The following is a 24062-nucleotide window of genomic DNA, read 5'->3' on the forward strand; positions in this document are numbered from 1 at the left end:
ACTCAAATGAGTGAATCATGGACCAGCTCACCAGTATCAGGGTTTTCGTGAAGGCGGCTGAAACGGGGTCGTTTGCCGCCGCTGCCGGACAGCTGCGACTTTCGCCGCAGATGGTCGCCCGACACGTGGCGGCGCTTGAAGCACACCTCGGCACTTCATTAATCGCCCGCACCACGCGGCGACAGACGCTCACCGATATCGGGCGTAGCTATTATGAACGCTGCCGCGTGGTACTGGCGGAGATCGCTGAGGCGGACGCGGTGGCACAGGAGATGAAAGCGACACCTTCAGGCATCATCCGGGTGAATGCGCCGGTCACATTTGGATCGCATGCGCTCGCGGCCTTTATTACCGACTATCTTGCCCGCTATCCTGACGTTCAGGTTGAACTGACGTTGAGCGACCGCATTGTCGACCCGATTGAAGAGGAGTTTGAGGTGATCGTGCGCATCGGTGAGCTGGCCGACAGCTCGATGGTGGCGTGGCCTCTGCTGCCATACCGGCTGATTGCCTGCGCGTCACCGGACTATATTTTGCGTCACGGCGAACCGCAGACGCCGACCGATCTTCAACATCATGCGTGTCTGGTTTATGGACATTGGTCGGCGGGCAGCGCCTGCCGGTGGCGATTTGAGAAACAGGGGGAGATGTTCGAGGTCAAACCCTCCGGGCGGTTTCGCGCGAATGACTGGAAGGCGCTGATGAATGCGGCTATCGCTGGGCACGGTATTACCCTCGGGCCGGAAGATGTGTTGAAAACCGAAGTGGAGCGGGGGAGCCTGGTACAGGTTTTAGCCGGATTCTCAGGACCGGCGCGGCCCATGCATATTCTGGTACCGGCCGGACGTCGGCGGACGACGAAAATTAAATGCTTTGTTGACGCATTAAGAGCTGCGCTGGGCCCGCGCTGAATCCGTACGACGGTGAGAAGCGGCACCCCGGGAACAGGATGCCGCTGGGCGTTAGCGCGCCGCGCGTTGCAAAATCACGCTGGACGGCTGACGCTGCAGGAAACGCATCCGCAGCATCATCATCACCGCTGCCGAGGTGAGCCCGATAATAAATCCGCACCAGAAACCCGCGGGACCCATACGCGGAACCAGCGTATCTGTTAAGGCCAGCAGGTAGCCGCTCGGCAGTCCCAGCACCCAGTACGCGGTAAACGTAATAAAGAAGATCGAACGCGTATCTTTATAGCCGCGCAGAATCCCGCTACCAATCACCTGGACGGAGTCGGAGATCTGATATATCGCGGCCAGCAGCATCAGCTGGGAAGCCAGCAGGACCACCTCCGGATTGTCGTTATACAGCAGCGCAATCTGCTTACGCATCAGGATGGTGAAAATCGCCGTGATCACGGCCATGCAGACGCCAACGCCAACCCCGGTTCTGGCAGAAACCTGCGCATCGAGGGTGGAACCCTGCCCAAGACGGAAGCCGACGCGGATGGTGACCGCTGCCGCCAGCGAAAGGGGTAAAACGAACATCAGCGAACTGAAGTTCAGGGCTATCTGATGGCCCGCGACGTCCACAATGCCCAATGGAGAAACCAGCAGCGCAACGACCGCAAACAGAGTGACTTCGAAAAACAGCGCCAGCGCAATCGGCAGTCCCAACTGCACCAGGCGTTTAAGCACGTTCAAGTCCGGTCCGCTGAAGCCTTCATCGCTACGGATATCGCGCATAGAACGGGCGCGACGTACCCAGGAGATCATGCAGAAGAACATCACCCAGTAAACGGATGCCGTCGCCACGCCGCAGCCGATGCCGCCCAGCTCAGGCATGCCAAAGTGGCCGTAGATAAAGATATAGTTAACGGGAATATTGACCAGCAGGCCGATAAATCCCATCACCATCCCCGGTTTGGTTTTCGCCAGGCCTTCGCACTGGTTACGAGCGACCTGGAAGAAGAGGTAGCCGGGGGCGCCCCACAGCAGCGCGCGCAGGTAGCCTACCGCTTTTTCAGCGAGGGCCGGGTCGATATTGTGCATCGAGCTGATGATGTACCCGGCGTTCCACAGCACGACCATAACCAGCAGCGAAACGAATCCCGCCAGCCAGAACCCCTGACGAACCTGATGGGCAATGCGGTCGCGGCGGCCGGAGCCGTTTAGCTGGGCGATAACCGGCGTCAGCGCCAGCAGCAGACCGTGGCCAAAGAGAATTGCGGGGAGCCAGATAGAGGTCCCAATCGCGACGGCAGCCATATCGGTGGCGCTATAGCCACCCGCCATCACGGTATCGACAAAGCCCATAGAGGTCTGGGCGACCTGTGCCAGGATCACAGGAATGGCCAGGGCTAATAACTGACGCGCTTCAATAAAATACTTCTGCACGTGAACACCTTTATATTGTTGTTATTTTGAGACTAAAAAAGCCGCCGTAATTGGCAGCAAGAAGAAAGAGCTGAGGGGTTTTCCAGTCTATTGTAGCGATGATGCGCCATTAAGCCAGTGAAAAAATGGTAGGGCACGATGCGCGCTGGCAACCTGTTTTGCCAACTGGTATTGTTCCCGACAGGTATAACGGTAATGATACCGTCACGAAAGTCTACAGGAGTAAAGCATGTTTACTGGCATTGTGCAGGGGACCGCTAAAGTGGTGTCCATCGATGAAAAACCCAATTTTCGCACCCATGTGGTGGAGCTGCCTGAGCATATGCTTGCCGGCATCGAGACCGGGGCATCGGTGGCGCACAATGGTTGCTGCCTGACAGTCACCGAAATTGACGGTCCGCGCATCAGTTTTGACCTGATGAAAGAGACGCTGCGTATTACCAACCTCGGCGCGGTAGAGGTGGGGGACGTGGTGAACGTGGAACGAGCGGCAAAATTCAGCGATGAGATCGGCGGCCATCTGATGTCCGGTCATATTATGACCACGGCGGAAATCGTCAAGATCCTGACTTCGGAAAATAACCGCCAGATCTGGTTTAAGGTTCAGGACCCGACGCTGATGAAATATATCCTCTATAAAGGATTCATCGGCGTTGACGGGATCAGCCTGACGGTCGGAGAAGTGACCCCGACGCGTTTTTGCGTGCATTTGATCCCGGAAACGCTGCAGCGCACCACGCTTGGCATTAAAAAACTCGGCGATCGGGTGAATATTGAGATCGACCCGCAAACGCAGGCGGTAGTGGATACCGTGGAACGTGTGCTGGCAGCCAAAGAAGCGGCACAACACCTGAGCGATGAATGATCGGGTGCCGCCGCCGGATGAAGCATAAAAGAAAAGAATATCCCCCGTTTTAACGGGGGATATTTTTAGCGGGCGACGCGAAGGCCGTTTTCAACACCGCGAGAAAAGACCACCTGCCAGAGCTGAATATCGCGCGCGCGAAAAGCCCCCGCGCAGGCGTTCAGATAATAACTAAACATACGTTTAAACCGTTCCGAATAGTTATCGGCGATATCGGGCCAGCTGGCCAGGAAACGTTCGTACCAGGACATCAGCGTAGTATCGTAATCGGCGCCGATATTATGCCAGTCTTCCATCACAAAATGGGATTCGCTGGCTTGCGCGATATGACGAACCGAAGGCAGACAACCGTTGGGGAAAATATATTTATTGATCCACGGATCGACGCTGTGGTCCGTTTTTTTGGAGCCAATGGTGTGCAATAAAAAACGGCCGTCAGGTTTCAAATTACGATCCACCACTTCAAAATAGGTGGCGTAATTTTTAGGTCCCACGTGTTCAAACATCCCGACGGAAACAATGCGATCAAAGTGGTCATGCAGATCGCGATAGTCCTGCAGCAAAATGGTGACGTCTAACCCTTCGCATCTTTGCTGGGCCATTTTTTGCTGCTCGGCAGAAATGGTCACGCCGACTACGCTAACGTGATAATTTTTGGCCATATAGTAAGCCAGACCACCCCAGCCGCAGCCAATGTCCAGCACCCGCATCCCCGGTTCCAGCTGCAGCTTGCGACAAATAAGATCTAATTTTGCCACCTGCGCCTCTTCCAGCGATTGCGCCTCTTTCCAGTAGGCGCAGGAATATTGCATATAGGGGTCGAGCATACGGCTGAAAAGATCGTTGCCGAGGTCGTAATGTTCTTTTCCGACAATCCAGGAGCGCTTTTTACTTTGTAGATTAAACAGGCGAGCACCTGCGATGCGCAACGTATCTTTGAGATGATGCGGGAGCTGATTTTCCAGCCCGGCGCGCAGTACTTTATGGAAGAATATATCCAGCCGTTCACAATCCCACCAGCCGTCCATATAGCTTTCGCCTAACCCCAGCGAGCCTTCCTGTAAAACGCGTTTAAAAAAGAGCGGATTGTTAATCCGCAGATCGGAGGGGGCGGGGCCATTGACCTCAATGCCCGCGCGACCGAGCAATTCGGTTGCAATTCGGTACCAGTCGTCGTTTGGTACGCTTACTTCTTCTATACACGATGAACTCATAGCTTCTCCATCACGCCCAAGTGATCAGAACCTTAAAACAGCGTAGACGCTTTTTTGGCTTTGTGAGAAATCTCACGGAATATCCGTGAAGCTGCTATCCGACGTAGAACAGAGGAAGGGCGATAACCCTTGCCGAAAGGCCTTCCATGGTGAAACGGGACGCATCCTGCTGCCGTTAATCGTAAAAAATATTTTATTTATGTGAAGCCGGTTCAGTATAGGCCGCTGAAATCCGGCTTTCAATAAAAATATATTAGCAGGCTAATTACTGAGCCTTAACATCGCCGAAACGCGTTTATGCATGCGACGATTCGGTAGTCAGGCAGGCGCTGTGACGCTGCATAAAATAACCCAGCCCGGCCAGCACGATCGAGACCAGCATCACGCTGGTGGTGGTGAGCAGCGGTGTGGCAATCAGCGCGGAGACCAGCAGACTGGTCAGGAAGCACAGACCAAGCTGCAGCGTATTCTGCAGCGCGGCGGCACGGCCGGTCGCCTGCGGGAACGGCTTCAGCGCCTGGGCGACAACAATCGGGTAAATCCCGCCATTGACAACGGCCATCACGCAGAAGGGAATCATCACCGCAATGATTGAGACATCTTCAACCCGACCAACCATCCAGGTTGCAGCCACGCTGACGGCGAAAATCACCAGCAGCCAGGGCAGCAGCTGTTGGCCCTGCCATTTCTGCAGCGCCGCGCGGCATCCATAGCCACCGACTAAAAAGGCGATTGTCTGCGGAACATAGCTAAGACCGATAGCGGTCGGGCTGTAGCCCATCTCATGGAGAATAAACGGCGACCCGGTCAACCAGGCAAAAAAGCTGGCGGAGCAGGCGGCGTAAATCAGCACGTTGCCGCTGTATTCGCGCGAACGCAGCAGCGTCATAAAGGTCAACTTCTCGCGGACATCACCCTGCGGCCTGACGACCGGCTTCAGGCGTAGGGCGGGTACCATCAGCAGCAGGGCGATGGCAAACAGGGTGGCAAAAATGGCCTGCCATTCCAGATGGGCAAGCAGCCAGCTGCCGAGCAACGGCGCCAGAGCCGGCGATAGACCCACCAGCGGCATGATGGTGGCGAAAATACGGTTAGTGCGCTGGGCTGGATAATAATCCGTGACCATCGCCTGCCAGGTCACCGCCGCCGCGCAGACGCCGATCGCCTGAATAAAGCGCAGCACCAGCATCAGGGTGGCATCCCGCACCCACAGCATTCCCAGACAGCTGATAGCGAAGATCGCCAGCCCGGTCAGCAGAATCGGTTTACGTCCGTAGCGGTCCGAGAGCGGGCCCCAGAACAGCTGTCCGATGGCGAAGCCGGCGAGGAACAGGCTCAGACTGGCGCTGACCGACGCCGCAGACGTATTGAGATCTTGCTGGATGGCCGAAAAGGCCGGCAGATACATGTCGGTGGCGAGGAAACCCAGCACGCTGAGTCCCGCCAGCCACACTAAAAATCCTTTCCCGGGTTGTTGCATAACATTCTCTTATAGGTGCAGGTATGATGCCGCAGAGTGTAGGGAGTGCATTCTGGCTTGTGAAACGCTAATATTTGCTACATGCATTCAAAATTTTTGCAGGCAGAATATGTGGTCCGAATACTCACTCGAAGTTGTTGATGCTGTCGCCCGCAACGGCAGCTTTAGCGCAGCGGCTCAGGAGCTGCACCGCGTACCTTCGGCGGTCAGTTATACCGTACGTCAGCTGGAGGAGTGGCTGGCAGTACCGCTTTTTGAACGCCGCCATCGCGATGTCGAATTGACCCCCGCCGGGCTCTGGTTTTTACAGGAAGGACGATCTGTTATCAAAAAAATGCAGATCACTCGCCAGCAGTGTCAGCAGATAGCCAACGGCTGGCGCGGCCAGCTGTCGATAGCCGTAGACGACATTGTTAAACCGGCCCGTATGCGTCAGATGATTGTCGATTTTTATCGTCACTTTCCCGATGTCGAGCTGATTGTTTTTCAGGAGGTCTTCAACGGCGTCTGGGACGCGCTGGCCGACGGGCGCGTGGAACTGGCTATCGGGGCAACGCGTTCGATTCCGGTCGGGGGGCGCTACGCCTTTCGCGATATGGGGATGCTGAGCTGGCATTGCGTAGTGGCCAGCCATCACCCGCTGGCGCAGATGAACGGGCCACTGAGCGATGATGTGTTGCGCAACTGGCCGTCGCTGGTCCGGGAGGACACTTCCCGTTCGTTACCGAAACGCACGACCTGGCTACTGGACAACCAGAAAAGGGTAGTGGTGCCGGACTGGGAATCATCAGCTACCTGCCTCTCGGCGGGATTGTGCGTAGGAATGGTGCCGAGCCATTTTGCCCGCCCCTGGATTGACCGCGGTGAATGGACCGCGCTGGCGCTGGAAAACCCGTTCCCGGACGCCGCGTGCTGCCTGACCTGGCAGCAGAGCGACACGTCACCGGCGCTGTCGTGGCTGTTGGATTATCTGGGGGACAGCGAAACGTTGAACCGGGAGTGGCTGCGGGCGCCGGAGTAACCGGCGCCGCACGGGCGATCAGCGACGATAATCGACGAACGGGCCGTCTACGACGGAGCGACGCTCTACCAGCCGCGGGTGAACCTCAATAGATTGCGACTCTTCACGCTTGTTGACGATACGATCCATCAGCATATTGAAGGCCGCTTCCCCCAGCGAATCTTTCGGCTGGTGGATGGTGGTCAGCGCCGGGCTGAAATAGCGGGCGTTACGCACGTTATCATACCCGATCAGCGAAATGTCCTGCGGCACGCGCAGTCCCATCTCATCCGCAGCACAGATTGCGCCCATCGCCATGATGTCGCCGCCGCAGAAGACCGCCGTCGGGCGATGCTGCTGGCTGAGGATCTGCTGCATGGCGCGGTAGCCGGATTCAGGCTCGAAGTCGCCCTGAACAATCCAGCTTTCCGGAACGGCGATCTGCGCTTCTTCCATGGCTTTCATAAAGCCCGCCAGGCGGCCGGCGCCGGTATTACGCTCCAGCGGACCCGGGATCACGCCGATTTCACGGTGGCCGCGTTCCACCAGATAGCGACCGGCCATATAGCCGCCTTCGAAGGCGTTATCGATGACCGAATCGGTGAAGTCGGCTTTGGATTCACCCCAGTCCATTACCACCATCGGAATATGGCGGTACTCTTCCAGCATGCTGAGCACCGATTCCGGATATTCAGAACACATAACCAGCAGGCCGTCGACGCGCTTTTGCGCCATCATCGACAGGTAGGCCTGCTGTTTTTCGAGATCGTTCCACGCATTGCCCAGAATCAGGGTATAGCCTTTCTGGAAACAGCTCTTTTCTACGGCTTCAATAATCTCAGCGAAATAGGCCGCTTCGCTGCTGGTGGCCAGCAGGCCAATCGATTTGGTGTGATTAACCTTCAGGCTGCGAGCAACGGCACTGGGGGAGTAGTGCAGCTCTTTGATCGCCGCCCACACGGCGTTGCGGGTTTCTTCCGCCACGAAACGGGTTTTGTTAATTACATGTGACACTGTTGTAGTGGAAACGTTTGCGCGCTTCGCTACATCTTTAATTGTTGCCATTACTTCTCACTCCAGACCTTGACCTGATCGTCTGATTATCGATACGTAAACGTTTGCCTATACACACCCTGAATACAATTTTCAACATTGCATCACGTCGGGAAAACGACACAGAACGACAGGAAGGGGTCAATGGCCGATACGCTTTCAAATTAGCGTGGGATTTTGTCCGATCTTGCGGCAAAGGGGAAGAGCAAAAATGTGCATCACCCTAAAACATGGAAGATTTTTGCGCTATATTGTGCAAAAATGAGCAAGCTCACTTTTCATGTGGGGATAACTGGGGGGAAAAATTGATGGATACAGATTTAAAGTTTTCGCTGACGACAACGATTATTGTCCTGGGTCTCATCGTGGCCGCCGGCCTGACAGCGGTGCTGCACTGATTTATCCGGGGGAGAGGCCTCTTTCCCCCGACATCCCGCCATTATTATCAATTTCGCAAAAATCTTTTGCCATTTCGTTTACTTTTGTTTTTTTGTGATTGATGTCATGCTTTTGACTTCTGATGAGATACCGTCGCCGATGGCGGTCTGCTGGAGTCATTGAATGAAAATCAACTTTCCCTTGTTAGCGCTGGCGATAGGCGCGTTTGGTATTGGCACCACGGAGTTTTCCCCGATGGGGCTGCTGCCGGTAATTGCCAAAGGCGTCGACGTGTCAATTCCGGCGGCGGGAATGCTGATCAGCGCTTATGCGATCGGCGTGATGGTCGGGGCGCCGCTGATGACTTTGCTGCTCTCTCATCGCGCGCGCAGAAATGCGCTGATTTTTCTGATGGCGATCTTTACGCTGGGTAACGTCCTCTCCTCAATGGCGCCGGATTACACCACGCTGTTGATTTCGCGCATTATCACCAGCCTTAACCACGGCGCTTTCTTCGGCCTCGGTTCGGTGGTGGCGGCGAGCGTGGTGCCAAAACACAAACAGGCCAGTGCGGTGGCGACCATGTTCATGGGGTTAACCATCGCTAACATTGGCGGCGTTCCGGCGGCGACATGGCTTGGCGAGACCATCGGCTGGCGGATGTCGTTCCTCGCGACGGCAGGTCTGGGGCTGGTGGCGATGGTCAGCCTGTGGTTTTCGTTGCCCAAAGGCAGCGCTGGCGAGCGTCCGAACGTAAAGCAGGAACTCTCCGTGCTGGTTCGTCCGCAGGTGCTCTCCGCATTGCTGACCACCGTGCTGGGGGCCGGCGCGATGTTTACCCTCTATACCTATATTTCACCGGTGCTGCACACCATTACGCACGCCTCGCCGCTGTTCGTCACCGCCATGCTGGTGTTGATTGGCGTCGGCTTTTCGCTGGGTAACTACCTCGGCGGTAAATTCGCCGACCGTTCCGTCTCCGGGACGCTGAAGGGGTTTCTGCTGCTGCTGATGGTCATCATGCTGGCGATTCCGCTGCTGGCGCAGACGCAGCTGGGGGCTGCAATCAGTATGGTGGTCTGGGGGGGGGCGACCTTCGCCGTGGTTCCACCGCTGCAAATGCGGGTGATGCGGGTGGCTCATGAAGCGCCGGGGCTCTCTTCGTCGGTCAATATCGGGGCCTTTAACCTCGGCAATGCGCTGGGGGCGGCAGCCGGTGGCGCGGTGATTTCCGGCGGACTGGGCTATGCCTTTGTGCCGGTGATGGGGGCGATAATTGCCGGTGTGGCGCTGCTGCTGGTGCTGTTCGGCGGGCGTTCGCAGCCGGAAGAGGCGTTGGTCGGACAGTAGTCGGTGTATTCGCAGAAGGGTTTCCCCTTCTGCGTTAGCGTTTTAGGCCGCCAGGTTGGCCGCCACAAACTTCCAGTTTACCAGCGCCCAGAAGTGCGCCAGATAGTCAGGACGGGCGTTGCGGTAGTCGATGTAATAGGCATGTTCCCAGACATCCACGGTCAGCAGCGGTTTGGCGTCGCCGGTCAGCGGCGTGCCAGCGTTGCTGGTGGAGACAATGCTCAGGCTGCCATCGCTATTTTTAACCAGCCATGTCCAGCCTGCACCAAAGTTCTTCGCTGCCGCGTCGGTAAACTTCGCTTTGAACTCTGCGAAGCTGCCGAAGGATTGATTGATGGCGGCTGCCAGCTCACCTTCCGGCTCGCCGCCCGCATTCGGCGCGAGGCAGTTCCAGTAGAAAGTATGGTTCCAGACCTGGGCCGCATTGTTAAAGATGCCGCCTTCAGAAGAGCGGACGATCGCTTCTAAAGATTGACCTTCAAACGCGGTGCCTTTGATCAGGTTGTTGAGGTTGGTGACATAGGCCTGGTGATGTTTGCCGTAGTGGTATTCCAGGGTTTCTGCGGAAATGTGCGGCGCCAGGGCGTCTTTTGCATACGGTAATGCAGGTAATTCAAACGACATTGTTACTCTCCTTATAACTTCTTGTTTTCTAGCTCACATTCAAAGGATGTTTGACCATCCACAACAGCATGTACTGTCCCTCGCCGGGGCGAGTGCAACAGGTTTTTATTGTGATCGGAATGCTAACACTTGCAGAAGGGAGTTAAAAGCCTTGCAATGATAAAGGGTATATTTAACAAATGTACCTGGTTAAGCCTTCGCCGGAGCGCAAGGCAGCGCATTTCAGCAGAGCCGGTTGATCGCTGTTGCTGTTGAAATATAAAGTGATTACTGAAAAATCCATTTTGCAGAGGTCTGTTTTGTCTAACATAGTCTATCGCCAGGCGACCCTGGCCGACGTCGAACGCTGTTTTGAAATTGAAACGAGCGCGTATGAAGGGGATGAGGCGGCTACCCGTGAAAAGATTGCCACCCGAATCCAGCAGTACCCGGAAGGATTTCTTTGCATGGAACGGCAAGGAGAGGTTATTGGCTTTATTAACTCAGGGTGCGCGTGGGAAGTCGTTATGTCGGATGAAGCCTTCAAGGAGCTGGTCGGGCACGATCCCCGCGCGCCGAATGTAGTGATTATGTCTGTAGTCATTGCGCCTGAACACCAGGGAAAAGGGTATTCGACCGCCCTGATGGAGCGATTTATCCGGCAGATGGCACAGGCGCAGAAGAGCGCCATTCACCTGATGTGCAAAGACCGACACGTGGCCCTGTATGAGCGGTTTGGTTTTCGCTACGAGCGGCCTTCGGCCTCGGATCATGGCGGGATGTCCTGGCATGAGATGAGCATGGCGTTATAGCCGGGGAATTGACCTGCCGCAGGTGCGGCAGGTCAGGTTCAGCGAATGGTTTTGGGGGTCATCACCCGGCGTGCGCCGACATAGTGGCGAATCCAGTAATCTTCGCTTAATGAGGTGATCTGAATATCGCGGCCGGTACGCGGCGACTGAATAAACTTGCCGTTGCCAACGTAAACGCCGACGTGATCGGCGGTGCCGCGCCCACGGGTGCGGAAGAAGACCAGATCGCCGCTCTGCAGCTCGCCGCGATCGACCGGACGGGCATCGCGCAGGTGATACATCTCATTGGCGGTGCGCGGAATGCGGATTTTTACCAGATCCTTATAGGCGTAGTAGACCAGCCCACTGCAGTCAAAACCGGTACGCGGCGAGGTTCCGCCCCAGCGATACGGTTTGCCAATCTGATCCATTAACTTCGACATCGCGGTGCTTTGCGCTCTCTGCACGCGGGCTTTGTGCGCATCCGCCAGCGTCAGCGGCGGTTCTTCCGCGATTGTTTTACAACGTTTTTTATAGCCTTTACGGACGACGCATTTGCTCTGCACGCTGGCCATGACCGGAGCCGGTTCGGCGGCCGGCGCGATCGTTTTCGCACACTGCTTTTTATACCCTTTACGCAAAACGCATTTTTTGCTGCCGGCGGCCTGACGGTTCAGCGCCGTCTGGCTGGATGCGGTGGTGCGAGTGGGGTGTCTGGTGCGGGTGGCCGTTGAGGCTTTCTTGCTGGCGGTTTTGGTTGTGGACTTCGTTTTCTGAGCGGTGGCTTTTTTCTTACGTTCTGTTGTGCCTTTCGCCGCGTGCGCTTTTGGCGTGGCGGAGGTGTGCGTATGCCCTGAAGCATGCGCCAGTGGTGTAAATGAGATAGATGTAAACAGTAATGCACAGAGCGAAATCGCGATTTTGTTTAGCCGCGCCACTGAGCAATCCCCTGATTAATGACAGATATGTACCCATACCTGACGGTGAATGACAAAACCCAACGATTCTAAAGCATAAAAACCCGGAAAGTTAATACTCTTTTGTATCTAAAGTGTATATGAAAATTTTCCTTTTTTAATCAATGCATTATAAAGGTCAATTCAAAATCATTCAAACCAAATTCATTACCCGACCTCAATCCTGTTCCACTCCCGCCCCTGTCATCACGATATTTTGCTGTATTTACCATTTTTTCCGCTTTTTTTCTTGGTGATTTTCTGCGTCCTGGCGCATCGTTCCCCAGCACACCGTTTACCAGATACGTATACTGCGCCCCTGCATAAGGATTCATACCCATTGCATCGCCTGCATGACGAACGCCATACAATCGGCTGATTTAACCGGTACGTCCGGTTGCCTGATTCTGGCAAGCCTGCATGGCTGCCAAAGCAAAAGCCCGGAGGCACGATGGATGGCGGACATTACCGTACCACCCGCACTGTTCGCCCGTCTGACCGCGAGAAGTGGACAGAAGTAACAGAGATTGCGCCGGCAGTCTGTGCAGCTTGCGAAAGTAAGGGAATGACAAGTGCAAGATGCCGCTGCGGCAGTAAAGGTGAAGTGCCGGGGCGTAAGCAACCAAAGACCGCGGCGCCGCAGTTTTCAAAACATGTGAACGTTGCTCTGGCAGTGGCATCTCTACTGTATCGTCTGCTACGGTATAACATGCCCGCTCCTGGACCGTTGGTGGATACGCTGTCCAAAGGTGAACAGCATGCGTCTACAGTATTCGGGAAGGCAACGACTTAGCGATATGATCGGAATAATCAGAGATACCTTTTGGGGCTGTGTTGCTGACTTTGCATAACATCGTCCTGATGCTTTGCATTATGCAATTTTGCGTCGACACGAAATGAAAAATAGAAACTCTGCCTTGTCGGAGTTTTACAGCTTTTTGTGAAACCGATGGCAAGGCAGAATTTCTTGAGCAAGCAACTTTTGATAAGTCTGGCTACAAGTAAAGTACATATGTTAATATTTTCGGGGTATAACATGTAATGCTGTTATTAACGGAGGATAATGATGAACAAGTACTTCTCTGATTTGTTTTTATGCCTATGCTTCTACACGCTTGTTTGTGCAATTGTCTTCTCTCGTTCAGAACTCAATACAAATGAAGCTATACTCTTAGCTCTATATTGCATAATAAGTAGCGTATTTTTTCCATTTGTTGCGAATTTCTTTCGTGAAATTAAGAAAGGGGATGTCCCTCTCAAATATTGGAATAATGGGGTTCTCACACTGTGTTTAATTCTCTCGCTGCCATTGGGGATTATTTTGTTTATTTATAAAACAAGCAAGAGATAGTTAGCCTCTTGCTTGTTGAATTAAATGCTAAGGATGAATTTATTTAAATCTTGAAGCGCTTTATCTGTAATTAATGCAGCTGTTATAGCCAGAATTGCAGAAAAGCCAATAATACCGATTGGTGTTGTGGCTATGGCAGCATATGCAGTAACAACTAAGAGAGATGCCAATTTGGTGGCGGCTATTTTTTCACCACCAATGATAGCGTCGTTCCAGGATCCCGTACGAAAACCTTTCACTACTCCGTTAATAAATGCCCCCCATGCTATTGCTTCGCCAACAACACCAAACATTTTACTGAATTTCTGCAACTGTGCAGCCATAGCAGCTTTATCGATAGACTCAAGTGCTTTTGCTATAGCGATTCTGTCAACTTTGTTAAACTTCTTGTTAAGGTTATCTTTATATTTTTCGAATGCAGCCATCGCTTCTGATGCATTACGTAATTTTTTACCCTTTGCTGCTGATTCTAATACCTTAGCCTCATTTAATAATTTATCACCAAATTTTTCCGTTAATGTTTTATAAAAATCAGAAGCTATGCTTATAGCATTCGTTGGAAAAGAGCTGAACAAATCTTGTGCGCTTCGTGAGGCTATTTGCTTTCTCTGTGGATCTGTTTTTGAAAAATTAAGCTCAGGGAACATTTCGCCTGGTGTCTTATTATTTGCTTTTGCTACCGCGACCTTAAGATTTTCAGCTTTGGTGTAGGGACGATCAGATGTTTTAGTGATTGAGGTTACCGTTCCTTGCTCGTTTAATTTTACCGCATATCTAAAGCCCTCAACATTAATATCGAAGAGCCTAATATTTGGCGGCAGGGTTTTCCAGGATGTTTCAGCTTCTTTTTTTGCCCTGGCCTGCCGCTCTGACTCTCCTTTTGAAAAATCAAGCTCTGGATATAAATCACCTGGTTTTTTATTCTGTGATTTCGCAACTGCGACTTTTAAGTTTTCAGCTTTAGTGTAGGGGCGGGGGGCTGTTTGTGTAACCGCAACTGTTTTACCAAATTGATCAAGATTCACTTTATATTTGAATTGATCAATTGTTGTATCGAATACATCAGGCAATTTGCTCCACTCTCCTGGCTTAATACTCCATCCTTGGGGGGCAATGGAATCATTAGGACTGGTTGAACTACTGCTATTGTTTCCTTTTGCTGATGAAGTTAAAACACCTGAGAATCCGCCAACAGTGTTCGATGTTCGACTACCAGTTCCAGATGATACGGTGTTATTTTCACCCTGAATACTGGCGGTATAACCCCCGGAACCATCACTTTGTATATTAGAAACCTGCGAAGCTGTAATTTGTGTTCCACCGTAGCTATTGAATTGAGAAGCAATGTCTGCCGGTGAAGGTGCACGCATACCTCCGCTACTGCCACCAATACTACCTGAGTCATCTCCACCACTGTGGACGCCATTCGACCAACTTCCACCAAAACCAGTCCAGGCCATATCTGTATCCCTTTTAAAATTATGGTTAAATTTACCAAAAGCTATAACAAGATTAATTTTTGGACAAGGTTATTTTTCATACGATTAGCAGAAGTTATGTGCTTAAGGTTTATTTTTTATCTAAATAAAGGTCCTGGACAGGAGCGTGGCAAACCGCGGCTATCCACTGAAGATGCGGATGGGAAATCACAGAGCGCTGGCTGACGGAATCCAACAGCGAACAGCCTCATGAATCCCTGAATAACCAGACAACGGAGGAATTTATCCGGAGTCTGTAAAAAGGTCCGGATCTCTGATTTAACCTGGCATCGATATTGGGAAGGGAGCACCATCCCGGCGCATAACCTTAACGAACCGGAACGAGGAGCGGGAGGGATGGAAGCGAGACGTTCACGTGGTGAATTTTTCCGTTAACGCTCTGTATCGGGACGACACTCCTGTTTGATGATGGTGGATTTTAGGCGTAACCAGGAGGTACGGCATGGAGAGGGGCCTGTGGGCAGGTCACAAAATGGTCTTAAATGATTGATAAAGATAAATAGTAACTGGATTTGTGATGTAACGGTGTGAATTGCAGTGTGTTTTTTAATCAACTTTCTATCTAAAGTGTCGTTTGATTAACAATTGCAAAAAAATAGGCCAGTTATCGACCGCCTTGTACGGAAAGTGCGCAGCAGGACGGTGCGCTGGCTGGTGAAGTAATATTTTTAAGGCAACTTCTGACCACAGAAGATAAAATATAATGAGTGAAAAAAATGTTATTATCTGTCCTGCGTTCAGGACGCTACAATGACAAATTACTGCCGTATAGAAGTTAAGGAAGCATGACAATGAGCACGACTGTAGAAAAAATCCAACGTCAAATCGCTGAAAACCCGATCCTGCTGTACATGAAAGGGTCTCCGAAACTGCCAAGCTGCGGTTTTTCCGCTCAGGCTGTGCAGGCGCTGTCTGCATGCGGCGAGCGTTTTGCCTACGTTGACATCCTGCAGAACCCGGATATCCGCGCGGAACTGCCGAAATATGCGAACTGGCCGACCTTCCCGCAGCTGTGGGTTGATGGCGAGCTGGTTGGCGGTTGCGACATCGTGATTGAAATGTATCAGCGCGGCGAACTGCAGCAGCTGATCAAAGAAACGGCGGCAAAGTACAAGACCGACGAGCCGAAAGCTGAATAAGTCTGCTGCCAGTAAAAAAGCGACTTCCAGTGAAGTCGCTTTTTTTTGTCTCTTACTCTTGTCCGGCAAGCGGTAACGGCCAGCCGCCAAGACGTTTCCAGCGGTTGACGATTTCGCAAAACAGCTGCGCCGTCTGCTCGGTATCGTACAGCGCAGAGTGCGCCTTGGTGCCATCAAACGCCATACCTGCGGCCAGGCAGGCTTTGGACAGCACCGTCTGACCGAGGGCCAGTCCACTCAGCGCCGCGGTATCAAACGTCACGAACGGGTGAAACGGATTACGTTTGAGTCCGGCGCGTTCGGCGGCGGCCATCGTAAAGGTGAGATCGAAGGTCGCGTTGTGCGCCACCATGATGGCACGATTACAATCGTGCTCCTTAATGCCCTTGCGGACCATTTTAAAAATGGCGTGCAGGGCGTCGTATTCGCGCACCGCGCCGCGCTCGGGGTCGTTCGGATTGATGCCGTTAAAGGCCAGCGCTTCAGGCTGCAGATTGGCGCCTTCGAAAGGTTCAACATGAAAATGCAATGTCTCGTCCGGCATTAACCAGCCTTGCTCATCCATTTTCAACGTAATGGCGGCGATCTCAAGCAGGGCGTCGGTTTTAGCATTAAACCCGGCGGTTTCTACATCAATTACCACGGGGTAGAAACCACGAAAACGGTCGCACAGACCATTAAGTTGAACGTTCTCGGACATCTGATTCTCTTAACTGGAAAAAAGTAGCGCGCATTATGGCAAATTTTGCCGCGCCTTGCAGCAGGAAGGGGAAAAACAGCGGGCGCCGATAAGCGCCCGGAGCAGGTTAGTTGCCAAGACCTTTGCCGGCATCTTTCTCTTCAATCAGCTCGATTTTGTAACCGTCCGGATCTTCAACGAAAGCGATCACCGTGGTGCCGCCTTTCACCGGACCGGCTTCGCGGGTGACGTTGCCGCCGTTCTGGCGAATACGCTCGCAGGCTTCGGCGGCGTTATCCACGCTCAGCGCGATATGACCGTAAGCGCTGCCGAGGTCGTATTTGTCAACGCCCCAGTTGTAAGTCAGCTCGATAACCGCCGTATCGCTCTCCTCGCCGTAGCCGACGAAGGCCAGCGAGTATTTGTACTCGGTATTTTCGCTGGTGCGCAGCAGCTTCATGCCCAGCACGTTGGTGTAAAACTCGATAGAACGTTGCAGGTCGCCAACGCGCAGCATGGTGTGAAGTAAGCGCATAGTTTTTATACTCCTTGTTTACAGCCCCTTAGCAGAGACCGTATGTGCAATTGTCTGAATAGCGTAACAAAACGGACAAGGCGTTTCATACCCCTGAGCACTATATCGTAAAAAGGCCGCCATTTCAGGCGGCCCTTACGCCGATCTTTCTTATCGCATCCGCGGACGGCGTGAGTGCGTCCAGGACGTGCAGTCAGATGCGACAGAATACGAGTATAGCGGCTAAACGTCGCCATACCCGGCTGGATTATAACGTCGGGTAGTCGGTATAGCCTTCCGCACCGCCGCCGTAGAAGCTTTCAGGGCGCTGCGGGTTCAGCGCGGCCTTGTGCTGCAGACGTGCGACCAGATCGGGGTTGGCAATATAGTCACGACCGAAGGCGACCGCATCAATTAAGCCTTTGCCGATCAGATCGTTGGCTTTTTCTACCGTATAGGCGCCGGCGCCGATAATCGCACCCGGGAAGCGATCGCGCACTTTTTGGCGGAATGCGTCGCTGTACGGCTGGCCGCCGGCCCAGTCCGGCTCGGACATGTGCAGATAGGCAATGCCGCGTTTGGCGAGTTCTTCAATCAGATACAGCGCATCGGCTTCTTCGTTCGGGCCATTATCGACATTCTGGAAACTGCCGATTGGCGACACGCGGATCCCGATACGATCGGCGCTCCACTCTTTGCTGACGGCATCGACAACTTCCAGTACCAGACGCGCGCGGTTTTCAACGCTGCCGCCATATTGATCGGTACGGTGGTTGGAAGAAGGAGACAGGAACTGATGTAGCAGGTAGCCATGCGCAGAGTGCAGCTCTACAAGGTCAAAGCCGGCATCGCGGGCATTGCCGACCGCCTGGCGGAAATCATCGACGATCCCCGGGATTTCATCGAGCTCCAGCGCACGCGGCATGGAGGTGTCGACGCGAATAGCGTGGCCATGCTCATCGCGCAGGGAGGTTCGGGTGCCCGCGCTGATAGCAGAAGGCGCAACCGGCGCTTCGCCGCCGGGCTGCAGGGAGTTGTGGGAAATACGACCGGTATGCCACAGCTGCACGGCGATACGGCCATGTTCAGCGTGAACCCCGGCGGTAATTTTCTGCCATGCCGCGATCTGTTCCGGGCTGTGCAGACCAGGCGCGCCGGCGTAGCCTTTCGCCTGGGCGGAAATCTGCGTGGCTTCGGAGATGATCAGTCCGGAGCTGGCACGTTGACGATAGTACTCTGCCATTAACGGCGTCGGGATATCGCCGGGTTCGATACTGCGCAGACGCGTCAGCGGAGCCATAAATACGCGGTTAGGTACAGTTATTGCACCGACTTTCAGTGGAGAAAACAGTTTTGATTCGGACATAATGACTCCTGAGTAGACCGGTCGTCTTGTAATTCGTTAAATAAAAACGCCTGTTAAACGCCAGGCGCTGCAATAATCTGTTTGGCATGGGCAAGGGCGCTTTCCAGCGGCATTGCGCTGCGGGTAATCTTGGCCTGCAAATTGGCTCCCAGCCACAGGGAGTAAAGCACCTGGGAGAGGGTAAAGGCATCGCCGTCAAATGTCAGGCTCCCTTCCTGGCGACCCTTTTCCAGCGCTTCGCCCAGTAAAGTAATAATCTGGCTGGCGCCTTTGTTCATCTCTTCACGCATGGATTCAGACAAATCGCACACTTCAGCGGAGAGCTTGACCGTCAGGCAACCGCTGATAATACCCTGCTGGCAAAACTGCGTCAGGGTGTGCTGGTAGTAAGCCAGCAGGCGGTCGCGATAGGTTCCTTCGCCGTGAGCAAAATGGTCAACCAGGCGGCGGATATAGCCAGCATAGTGATATTCAAGCAGCGCGACGCCGTAAGCTTCTTTAGAGCGAAAATAGTGGTAGAAAGAGCCTTTCGGCACTTCCGCTATTTTCAGCAGCTCGCTCAGGCCCATTCCGGTAAAACCGCGGTGCATGCACAGCTGTTCACCGGTCAGCAGAATATGTTCGCGGGTATCGTATTCACAATGTTTGTTCATGGCGCTCACTGTAATAGACCGATTGGTCTAATGCAAGCAAAAAAATGTCGCCTGGGGCAGAGGCTGAACAACAAAAGTTGCGAAGCAGAGTTGAAACGTCTTCAATAAAAGACACAGAGAAGTCGCCGGAGGCGTGGAGTGGCAGAGCAGCTGGAGTTTTTCCCGGTACAGAGTCCATGCCGGGGAATTTGTCAGTCGGACGAACGTGGATTTTGTCGCGGTTGCTTTCGTAGTCGCGAAGAGCGTTTTCACTGGCAAACAATGAGTGATGTCCAGAAGCAAGACGTGCTGCGCCTGTGCCGGCAGCGTCTGTTGCGCAAATTACGCGCGAATAAACCGCAGGCCGAGGAAGAACCACAGCAGCCTTCACTGTTTTAATGGCAAAATTGCGTATACTCAACACACTTTTTTGTTGAGGACGTTGTTATGGTTCAGCGTATTGCTATGGCCCCACAGGGGCCGGAATTCTCGCGTTTTGTGATGGGCTACTGGCGTTTGATGGACTGGAATATGTCCGTGAACGAGCGGGTCAGCTTTATTGAGCAGCACCTGGATCTGGGCGTGACTACGGTTGATCACGCAGATATTTACGGTGATTATCAGTGCGAAGCGGCCTTTGGTGAGGCGCTGAAGCAGGCTCCGCATCTGCGTAGCCGCATGGAAATCGTCAGCAAGTGTGGGATTGCCACTAAAGCCCGCGCCGAAAACACCATCGGCCACTATATCACCGACCGCGATCATATCGTCTTAAGTGCCGAGCAGTCCTTGCGCAATCTGGCGACCGACCATCTTGATTTGCTGCTGATTCACCGCCCGGATCCGTTAATGAATGCGGATGAGGTGGCGGAGGCCTTTCTCGCACTGCATCACAGCGGCAAAGTTTGCCACTTTGGCGTCTCCAACTTTACGCCGGCGCAGTTTACGCTGCTGCAATCGCGTCTGCCGTTTACGCTGGCCACCAACCAGGTTGAAATCTCCCCGGTACACCAGCCGCTGCTGCTGGATGGTACGCTGGATCAGCTGCAGCAGCTGCGTATCCGGCCAATGGCCTGGTCTTGTCTCGGCGGCGGGCGCTTGTTTAATGATGAAAGCTTCCAGCCGCTGCGTGATGAGCTGGCGCAAGTGGCTCAGGAGCTGAATGCTGAGAGCATTGAGCAGGTGGTTTATGCGTGGATCCTGCGTCTGCCGTCGCAGCCGTTGCCGATTATCGGCTCCGGTAAAATTGAGCGTGTGCGCTCTGCCGTGGTGGCCGAAAAACTAAATATGTCTCGTCAGCAGTGGTTCCGCATCCGCAAAGCCGCGTTGGGCTACGACGTACCATAATCCTCCCACCGCCTCCGCAATGGCCGTCTCTGGTTTACACTTATCAGGGACAGAGCCATTCTGGAGGTGTTATGCAACGATGTATCCTCGCCATATTGACTTTAGCGATCTCAGCGGGCGCGCAGGCGGCCAGCGAAAACGTGGATCTCAATCTTGTTACCCGCCAAAGCGTGGGCCAGGCCATTGGCAGCGTTAAAATCAGCGAGACCGCAAAGGGGCTGGAATTTACCCCAGATCTCAAAGCGCTACCGCCGGGTCGACATGGTTTTCACATTCATGCTAACGGTAGCTGCCAGCCGGCGATAAAAGAGGGTAAGGCCGTCGCTGCCGGTGCCGCCGGCGGACATTACGACCCGCAACAGACCGGGAAACATGAGGGGCCCGAGGGGCGCGGGCATCTGGGCGACCTGCCGGTACTGGTAGTCAACAGCGACGGGAAAGCCACCCGGCCGGTGGTGGCGCCGCGGCTTAAAACGCTGGATGAGGTACGGGGAAAAGCCCTGATGGTCCACATTGGTGGCGACAATATGTCCGACAGTCCGCAGCCCCTTGGCGGAGGCGGCGAACGTTTTGCCTGCGGGGTGATTAAGTAGCTCTTTCGGTTATCGTCCCGACCTCAGGTGCCTGCTCAAGTTGAGACAGGGCGCAATACAGCCGCCAGATCACGGCGGCCAGCTCTTTTGCCGCCGGCTGGTGATGGTGGTTCAGGGTATCGCAAATTCGCTGTAGCTCCTGCAAGGTTGAGGCCAGAGGACGCTGCTGGACGCCGCGCTCGCTCATGACATCCCGGAGCAGACTGATGCATAAATCCCGCACCTGCGAGAGCGGGTCAGAGCGGGTTTCCCACTCGCGAAGCTGCCAGACCACGTGCGAACAGTTAAGCAGCACCACGCCCCAGCGCAGCAGCCAGCGGCGCGCGAGAGCATCCTGGCTGTTACTTAACTGACTGATGTGATGGTAGACCAGCGATTCAAACTCGTGCTCGCTATGCTGAGGGCGGCGGCTCAGCTGGTCGACAAAGTGACGGCGTAACGCCTTTATGTGCCGGCGGCTCTTGCGCGCATCGGAACCGGGACTGATCACCGCAAAAGCAAGCCAGGCAAAGCCAACGCCAATGATTTTTCCAAGATTGTCGTTGAGAAACGAGGCAAAGTCGTAGACCGGCGGGTTGGTCACCGAAATAAACGACCCCATGAACACAATCAATTGTCCCCAGAGACCCGCCAGCTTTGGCATCTGCAGTTTGAGCAGTTGCATGGTGGTGAGCAGCGGGAAAAGGAACAGCAGGAACTGCCACAGGTCGGTTATCTGCACCATCAGACCGAACTTCACCCCGAAGCTGAATAGCGACAGCAATATCAGCGTACGCATCAGCAGGCTCAGCGATTTGAACGGCGAAGGTGAGACTGAATAAAGCACGCAGCAAATCGCCGCCAGGGTGAGCGCGGCGGCGCAGGACTGCCATTGGGTGCTGATACCCCAGGCACCCACCGCAACCAGCGCACAGAAGGTTCTGATACCGTTCCACAACGCTTCGGCCTGATCGGTATGACGCGCTAACGCCGGGGCGGAAGGAACATTAAATTCGGCGATTACCGAGGCGTTTTCCACGCGGCGGAGCCAGCGACTGCTGTCCAGATACAGGCGGCAGAAATAGCGCAGGCGCTTCCAGAACGCGAGATGGCGATAGTCGGCATCGGCGGGAGGCGCCAGCGGGGCGATTATCCGTGCGACAGCGTAAAAATCGGCCCGTGGATTAGCCAGCGCGGTAAGCAGCGTTTCCAGCACTTCGCGGGTCTGCGCCGGCGCGGCCGGCCAGTTCACTAACATCCGGCGCAGGCTGGAGATTACGCTGGTCAGCCGCAGCTGCTGGTGGAGTAAATAGTTCAGCAGCGGATTCTGACGGCGAAAACGGTAATGACTCCAGAAGGCCTGAATTCGCAGCAGGTTCATGGTCAGGATTTGCCCGATCACGCTTTCGTGGGCGGTACGAATGGCATCGGTGGTTTCCGGCACCCACAGCAGACTGGCGTGCTCAAGCAGACGAGCATGCATATTTTTCAATGCCGTCAGCAGCGCAGTGCCATCCGAGGTACTGGGCATGATCATCATCATCAGCCCGCCGCACAGGATACCGACGATAACCTCGCACACTCGCGACTGCGCGATAGTCCACAGCTCGTTTGCGTCGGTAATGTTGATAACCGGAAAGGCGATAATGGCGCAGGTATAGCCGGCGAGCTGGAAGGCGTAGGCTACGTTGTTGGTATACATCGCGCAGGCCCAGGTGCAGAGCGCAATCCACGCCGAAATGCTGAATAAAAATAGCCAGGGGTCGTTTAGCGTATGTCCGGCGAGCAGTAGCGCGGCGCAGGCGCCGAGCAGGCTTCCGGCAATACGCCCGAAGCTCTTACTGATCACGCCACCCACCGTCGGGAAGCTGACGACGGCGGCAGAGGTCATCGCCCAGTAAGGCTCATCAAGATCCAGCCAGTAGGCAATACTCAGCGCGAGACACATCGCAATGCCGTTACGCAGGGCATAGCGCCATTGCGGACGGCTGGCTTTAACCCAGGGAAGAGCACGCCATGACGGGACCTGCAGTTTCATCAGGGTTCGCCAATTGAGACGGTGCAGGTGGTCCCGGAAACCAGCGTCGTATCCGCAGGCAAACTGTTGAGTTCGATGCGCACCGGTACGCGCTGGGCCAGACGAACCCACGGGATATTCGGTTTAATATTGGCAACCAGGCTGTTCCCGCCTTCGACGCTTTGGTCGACGATGGCGCGACCGATACTGGATACGTGACCCTGTAACGTTTGTTTGCTGCTGTACAACACTATCTGCGCATTATCGCCAGAGCGAATATGGCGCAGCTTAGTTTCTTCAAAATAACCAATGACATAAAACGAATTGCTATCGACAAGGGCGAAAACCGGGTGGCCTGCCGAGGCGTAGTCGCCCACGCGGGTCGTTAAGTTTGTCACCCAGCCATCTACCGGCGATTTCACGGCCGTCTGGCCAAGCTGCCATTGCGCGTGCTCCAGACTGGCCTGCGCCACGCCGACCACCGCTTTGGCGGCCTCAAGGTTGGTGGTGGCGGTGTCCAGCGCGGTATTGGCGCTTTCCAGATCTTCGGCGGAGATGGCCTCTTGCGAAAGATGACGACGACGACGGGCATCACTGGCCGCTTTCGTTTGCTCCGCTTTGGCTTTAGCCATTTCCGCTTGCGCTTTCGCGAGCTGCGCTTCGGCGTTGAGAGCGGCAATACGATAGGGGGTGTCATCGATCCTGAACAGAACGTCGCCGGCTTTGACCAGCTGGTTATCGCGCACGTTCAGCTGGAGGATGCTGCCAGAGACCTGCGGCGTAATGCTGACCTGTTCGGCGCGGACTTTGCCATCCCGGGTCCACGGCGATTGCGTGTAATAGTTCCAGACCAGCCAGGCGGCAATGATGGCGAGTGCGGCGACCAATAAGGTCGAGAGGTATTTGAGTTTTTTCATGTCGTG

At 54.3% G+C, this 24062-nt stretch carries 23 protein-coding genes and 2 pseudogenes; 11 read left to right on the plus strand and 14 right to left on the minus strand.

Annotation, left to right across the window (positions count from 1 at the left end):
• Positions 1-17: 17 nt before the first annotated feature.
• Entirely contained in the window at positions 18-911 is an 894-nt protein-coding gene (locus AC236I_RS11100) for a LysR family transcriptional regulator (RefSeq protein ID WP_015584194.1), read from the plus strand.
• A 51-nt stretch (positions 912-962) separates the two neighbouring features.
• Here the strand turns inward: AC236I_RS11100 and mdtK are convergent, their stop codons facing one another.
• A complete protein-coding gene (gene mdtK / locus AC236I_RS11105; RefSeq protein ID WP_004862752.1) occupies positions 963-2336 on the minus strand; it encodes an MdtK family multidrug efflux MATE transporter in 1374 nt (457 codons plus the stop codon).
• Between the two features lie 229 nt (positions 2337-2565).
• On the opposite strand from mdtK, the gene AC236I_RS11110 reads away from it, so the two are divergent.
• On the plus strand, positions 2566-3201 hold the full coding sequence (locus tag AC236I_RS11110) for a riboflavin synthase (protein WP_004862750.1): 636 nt from the start codon (positions 2566-2568) through the stop codon (positions 3199-3201).
• Between the two features lie 65 nt (positions 3202-3266).
• Here AC236I_RS11110 and cfa read toward each other — a convergent pair whose 3' ends face one another.
• A complete protein-coding gene (gene cfa / locus AC236I_RS11115; RefSeq protein ID WP_487608799.1) occupies positions 3267-4415 on the minus strand; it encodes a cyclopropane fatty acyl phospholipid synthase in 1149 nt (382 codons plus the stop codon).
• Positions 4416-4710: 295 nt separating this feature from the next.
• Complete coding sequence (gene punC, locus AC236I_RS11120) at positions 4711-5895, minus strand: purine nucleoside transporter PunC (RefSeq protein ID WP_004862745.1); 1185 nt, start codon at positions 5893-5895, stop codon at positions 4711-4713.
• A gap of 109 nt (positions 5896-6004) precedes the next feature.
• On the opposite strand from punC, the gene punR reads away from it, so the two are divergent.
• On the plus strand, positions 6005-6916 hold the full coding sequence (punR, locus tag AC236I_RS11125; RefSeq protein WP_004862743.1) for a DNA-binding transcriptional activator PunR: 912 nt from the start codon (positions 6005-6007) through the stop codon (positions 6914-6916).
• A gap of 18 nt (positions 6917-6934) precedes the next feature.
• Here the strand turns inward: punR and purR are convergent, their stop codons facing one another.
• Positions 6935-7960 carry an HTH-type transcriptional repressor PurR gene (gene purR, locus AC236I_RS11130; protein WP_004862740.1) on the minus strand — a complete coding sequence of 342 codons (1026 nt, stop codon included), beginning with the start codon at positions 7958-7960 and terminating at the stop codon, positions 6935-6937.
• A 296-nt stretch (positions 7961-8256) separates the two neighbouring features.
• Here purR and cydH point away from each other — a divergent pair, with 296 nt between their 5' ends.
• On the plus strand, positions 8257-8346 hold the full coding sequence (cydH, locus tag AC236I_RS11135) for a cytochrome bd-I oxidase subunit CydH (protein WP_004862736.1): 90 nt from the start codon (positions 8257-8259) through the stop codon (positions 8344-8346).
• Between the two features lie 163 nt (positions 8347-8509).
• Positions 8510-9676, plus strand: a complete 1167-nt coding sequence (locus AC236I_RS11140; RefSeq protein ID WP_487608800.1) for an MFS transporter — start codon at positions 8510-8512, stop codon at positions 9674-9676.
• Between the two features lie 42 nt (positions 9677-9718).
• On the opposite strand, the gene sodB is transcribed toward AC236I_RS11140, so the two are convergent.
• Positions 9719-10300: a superoxide dismutase [Fe] gene (gene sodB, locus AC236I_RS11145; protein ID WP_004862730.1), complete on the minus strand. Its 582-nt coding sequence runs from the start codon at positions 10298-10300 to the stop codon at positions 9719-9721.
• A 299-nt stretch (positions 10301-10599) separates the two neighbouring features.
• On the opposite strand from sodB, the gene AC236I_RS11150 reads away from it, so the two are divergent.
• Positions 10600-11091, plus strand: a complete 492-nt coding sequence (locus AC236I_RS11150; RefSeq protein ID WP_004862725.1) for a GNAT family N-acetyltransferase — start codon at positions 10600-10602, stop codon at positions 11089-11091.
• Positions 11092-11129: 38 nt separating this feature from the next.
• On the opposite strand, the gene AC236I_RS11155 is transcribed toward AC236I_RS11150, so the two are convergent.
• Together AC236I_RS11155 and AC236I_RS11160 are read right to left on the minus strand one after the other, a co-directional pair.
• Complete coding sequence (locus AC236I_RS11155; protein WP_004862720.1) at positions 11130-12008, minus strand: C40 family peptidase; 879 nt, start codon at positions 12006-12008, stop codon at positions 11130-11132.
• 237 nt (positions 12009-12245) lie between these two features.
• Positions 12246-12408: pseudogene (locus AC236I_RS11160) on the minus strand (recombinase RecT); the annotation flags it as partial.
• Positions 12409-12501: 93 nt separating this feature from the next.
• Here AC236I_RS11160 and AC236I_RS11165 point away from each other — a divergent pair.
• A pseudogene (locus AC236I_RS11165) lies at positions 12502-12819 on the plus strand (antitermination protein Q); the annotation flags it as partial.
• A 578-nt stretch (positions 12820-13397) separates the two neighbouring features.
• Here AC236I_RS11165 and AC236I_RS11170 read toward each other — a convergent pair.
• Positions 13398-14837 carry a colicin-like pore-forming protein gene (locus AC236I_RS11170; protein WP_134936421.1) on the minus strand — a complete coding sequence of 480 codons (1440 nt, stop codon included), beginning with the start codon at positions 14835-14837 and terminating at the stop codon, positions 13398-13400.
• Between the two features lie 830 nt (positions 14838-15667).
• Between AC236I_RS11170 and grxD the strand changes: the two genes are divergently transcribed.
• A complete protein-coding gene (grxD, locus tag AC236I_RS11175) occupies positions 15668-16015 on the plus strand; it encodes a monothiol glutaredoxin 4 (protein WP_004862717.1) in 348 nt (115 codons plus the stop codon).
• 52 nt (positions 16016-16067) lie between these two features.
• On the opposite strand, the gene rnt is transcribed toward grxD, so the two are convergent.
• The 4 genes from rnt to AC236I_RS11195 all read right to left on the minus strand — a co-directional run bounded on the left by rnt (position 16068) and on the right by AC236I_RS11195 (position 19227).
• Positions 16068-16715, minus strand: coding sequence for a ribonuclease T (gene rnt, locus AC236I_RS11180; RefSeq protein ID WP_004862716.1), 648 nt, complete (start codon positions 16713-16715; stop codon positions 16068-16070).
• A gap of 106 nt (positions 16716-16821) precedes the next feature.
• Positions 16822-17229, minus strand: a complete 408-nt coding sequence (gene gloA / locus AC236I_RS11185) for a lactoylglutathione lyase (RefSeq protein ID WP_004862713.1) — start codon at positions 17227-17229, stop codon at positions 16822-16824.
• A gap of 247 nt (positions 17230-17476) precedes the next feature.
• Positions 17477-18574 carry an alkene reductase gene (gene nemA, locus AC236I_RS11190; RefSeq protein ID WP_004862710.1) on the minus strand — a complete coding sequence of 366 codons (1098 nt, stop codon included), beginning with the start codon at positions 18572-18574 and terminating at the stop codon, positions 17477-17479.
• A 53-nt stretch (positions 18575-18627) separates the two neighbouring features.
• A complete protein-coding gene (locus AC236I_RS11195; RefSeq protein ID WP_004862709.1) occupies positions 18628-19227 on the minus strand; it encodes a TetR/AcrR family transcriptional regulator in 600 nt (199 codons plus the stop codon).
• Between the two features lie 138 nt (positions 19228-19365).
• Between AC236I_RS11195 and AC236I_RS11200 the strand changes: the two genes are divergently transcribed.
• The 3 genes from AC236I_RS11200 (at position 19366) to sodC (ending at position 21143) form a co-directional block, all read left to right on the plus strand.
• The gene (locus AC236I_RS11200; protein WP_004862706.1) at positions 19366-19605 is read left to right on the plus strand and encodes a DUF1289 domain-containing protein; all 240 of its coding nucleotides are present in this window, start codon (positions 19366-19368) and stop codon (positions 19603-19605) included.
• 48 nt (positions 19606-19653) lie between these two features.
• Positions 19654-20550 carry an aldo/keto reductase gene (locus tag AC236I_RS11205; RefSeq protein WP_487608801.1) on the plus strand — a complete coding sequence of 299 codons (897 nt, stop codon included), beginning with the start codon at positions 19654-19656 and terminating at the stop codon, positions 20548-20550.
• 71 nt (positions 20551-20621) lie between these two features.
• The gene (gene sodC / locus AC236I_RS11210) at positions 20622-21143 is read left to right on the plus strand and encodes a superoxide dismutase [Cu-Zn] SodC (protein WP_015584197.1); all 522 of its coding nucleotides are present in this window, start codon (positions 20622-20624) and stop codon (positions 21141-21143) included.
• On the opposite strand, the gene AC236I_RS11215 is transcribed toward sodC, so the two are convergent.
• Both AC236I_RS11215 and AC236I_RS11220 read right to left on the minus strand, forming a co-directional pair.
• Positions 21136-23160: an FUSC family protein gene (locus tag AC236I_RS11215; RefSeq protein ID WP_004862698.1), complete on the minus strand. Its 2025-nt coding sequence runs from the start codon at positions 23158-23160 to the stop codon at positions 21136-21138. The two genes, sodC and AC236I_RS11215, sit on opposite strands and share 8 nt — an antisense overlap.
• Positions 23160-24056: an efflux RND transporter periplasmic adaptor subunit gene (locus tag AC236I_RS11220; protein WP_004862695.1), complete on the minus strand. Its 897-nt coding sequence runs from the start codon at positions 24054-24056 to the stop codon at positions 23160-23162. Before AC236I_RS11220 ends, AC236I_RS11215 begins: the two co-directional genes overlap by 1 nt.
• Positions 24057-24062: the final 6 nt, after the last annotated feature.

The sequence above is a fragment of the Klebsiella sp. Sb-30 genome, from assembly GCF_057652795.1.

Bases quoted from the DNA above. Each gene is read 5' to 3' on its own strand.
- AC236I_RS11215 (WP_004862698.1), bottom strand. From the start codon at position 23,160: ATGAAACTGCAGGTCCCGTCATGGCGTGCTCTTCCCTGGGTTAAAGCC.
- AC236I_RS11110 (WP_004862750.1), top strand. From the start codon at position 2,566: ATGTTTACTGGCATTGTGCAGGGGACCGCTAAAGTGGTGTCCATCGAT.
- sodB (WP_004862730.1), bottom strand. From the start codon at position 10,300: ATGTCGTTTGAATTACCTGCATTACCGTATGCAAAAGACGCCCTGGCG.
- cydH (WP_004862736.1), top strand. From the start codon at position 8,257: ATGGATACAGATTTAAAGTTTTCGCTGACGACAACGATTATTGTCCTG.
- grxD (WP_004862717.1), top strand. From the start codon at position 15,668: ATGAGCACGACTGTAGAAAAAATCCAACGTCAAATCGCTGAAAACCCG.
- AC236I_RS11170 (WP_134936421.1), bottom strand. From the start codon at position 14,837: ATGGCCTGGACTGGTTTTGGTGGAAGTTGGTCGAATGGCGTCCACAGT.
- AC236I_RS11140 (WP_487608800.1), top strand. From the start codon at position 8,510: ATGAAAATCAACTTTCCCTTGTTAGCGCTGGCGATAGGCGCGTTTGGT.
- purR (WP_004862740.1), bottom strand. From the start codon at position 7,960: ATGGCAACAATTAAAGATGTAGCGAAGCGCGCAAACGTTTCCACTACA.
- gloA (WP_004862713.1), bottom strand. From the start codon at position 17,229: ATGCGCTTACTTCACACCATGCTGCGCGTTGGCGACCTGCAACGTTCT.
- sodC (WP_015584197.1), top strand. From the start codon at position 20,622: ATGCAACGATGTATCCTCGCCATATTGACTTTAGCGATCTCAGCGGGC.
- cfa (WP_487608799.1), bottom strand. From the start codon at position 4,415: ATGAGTTCATCGTGTATAGAAGAAGTAAGCGTACCAAACGACGACTGG.
- AC236I_RS11195 (WP_004862709.1), bottom strand. From the start codon at position 19,227: ATGAACAAACATTGTGAATACGATACCCGCGAACATATTCTGCTGACC.
- rnt (WP_004862716.1), bottom strand. From the start codon at position 16,715: ATGTCCGAGAACGTTCAACTTAATGGTCTGTGCGACCGTTTTCGTGGT.
- punR (WP_004862743.1), top strand. From the start codon at position 6,005: ATGTGGTCCGAATACTCACTCGAAGTTGTTGATGCTGTCGCCCGCAAC.
- AC236I_RS11220 (WP_004862695.1), bottom strand. From the start codon at position 24,056: ATGAAAAAACTCAAATACCTCTCGACCTTATTGGTCGCCGCACTCGCC.
- nemA (WP_004862710.1), bottom strand. From the start codon at position 18,574: ATGTCCGAATCAAAACTGTTTTCTCCACTGAAAGTCGGTGCAATAACT.
- AC236I_RS11205 (WP_487608801.1), top strand. From the start codon at position 19,654: ATGGTTCAGCGTATTGCTATGGCCCCACAGGGGCCGGAATTCTCGCGT.
- AC236I_RS11100 (WP_015584194.1), top strand. From the start codon at position 18: ATGGACCAGCTCACCAGTATCAGGGTTTTCGTGAAGGCGGCTGAAACG.
- punC (WP_004862745.1), bottom strand. From the start codon at position 5,895: ATGCAACAACCCGGGAAAGGATTTTTAGTGTGGCTGGCGGGACTCAGC.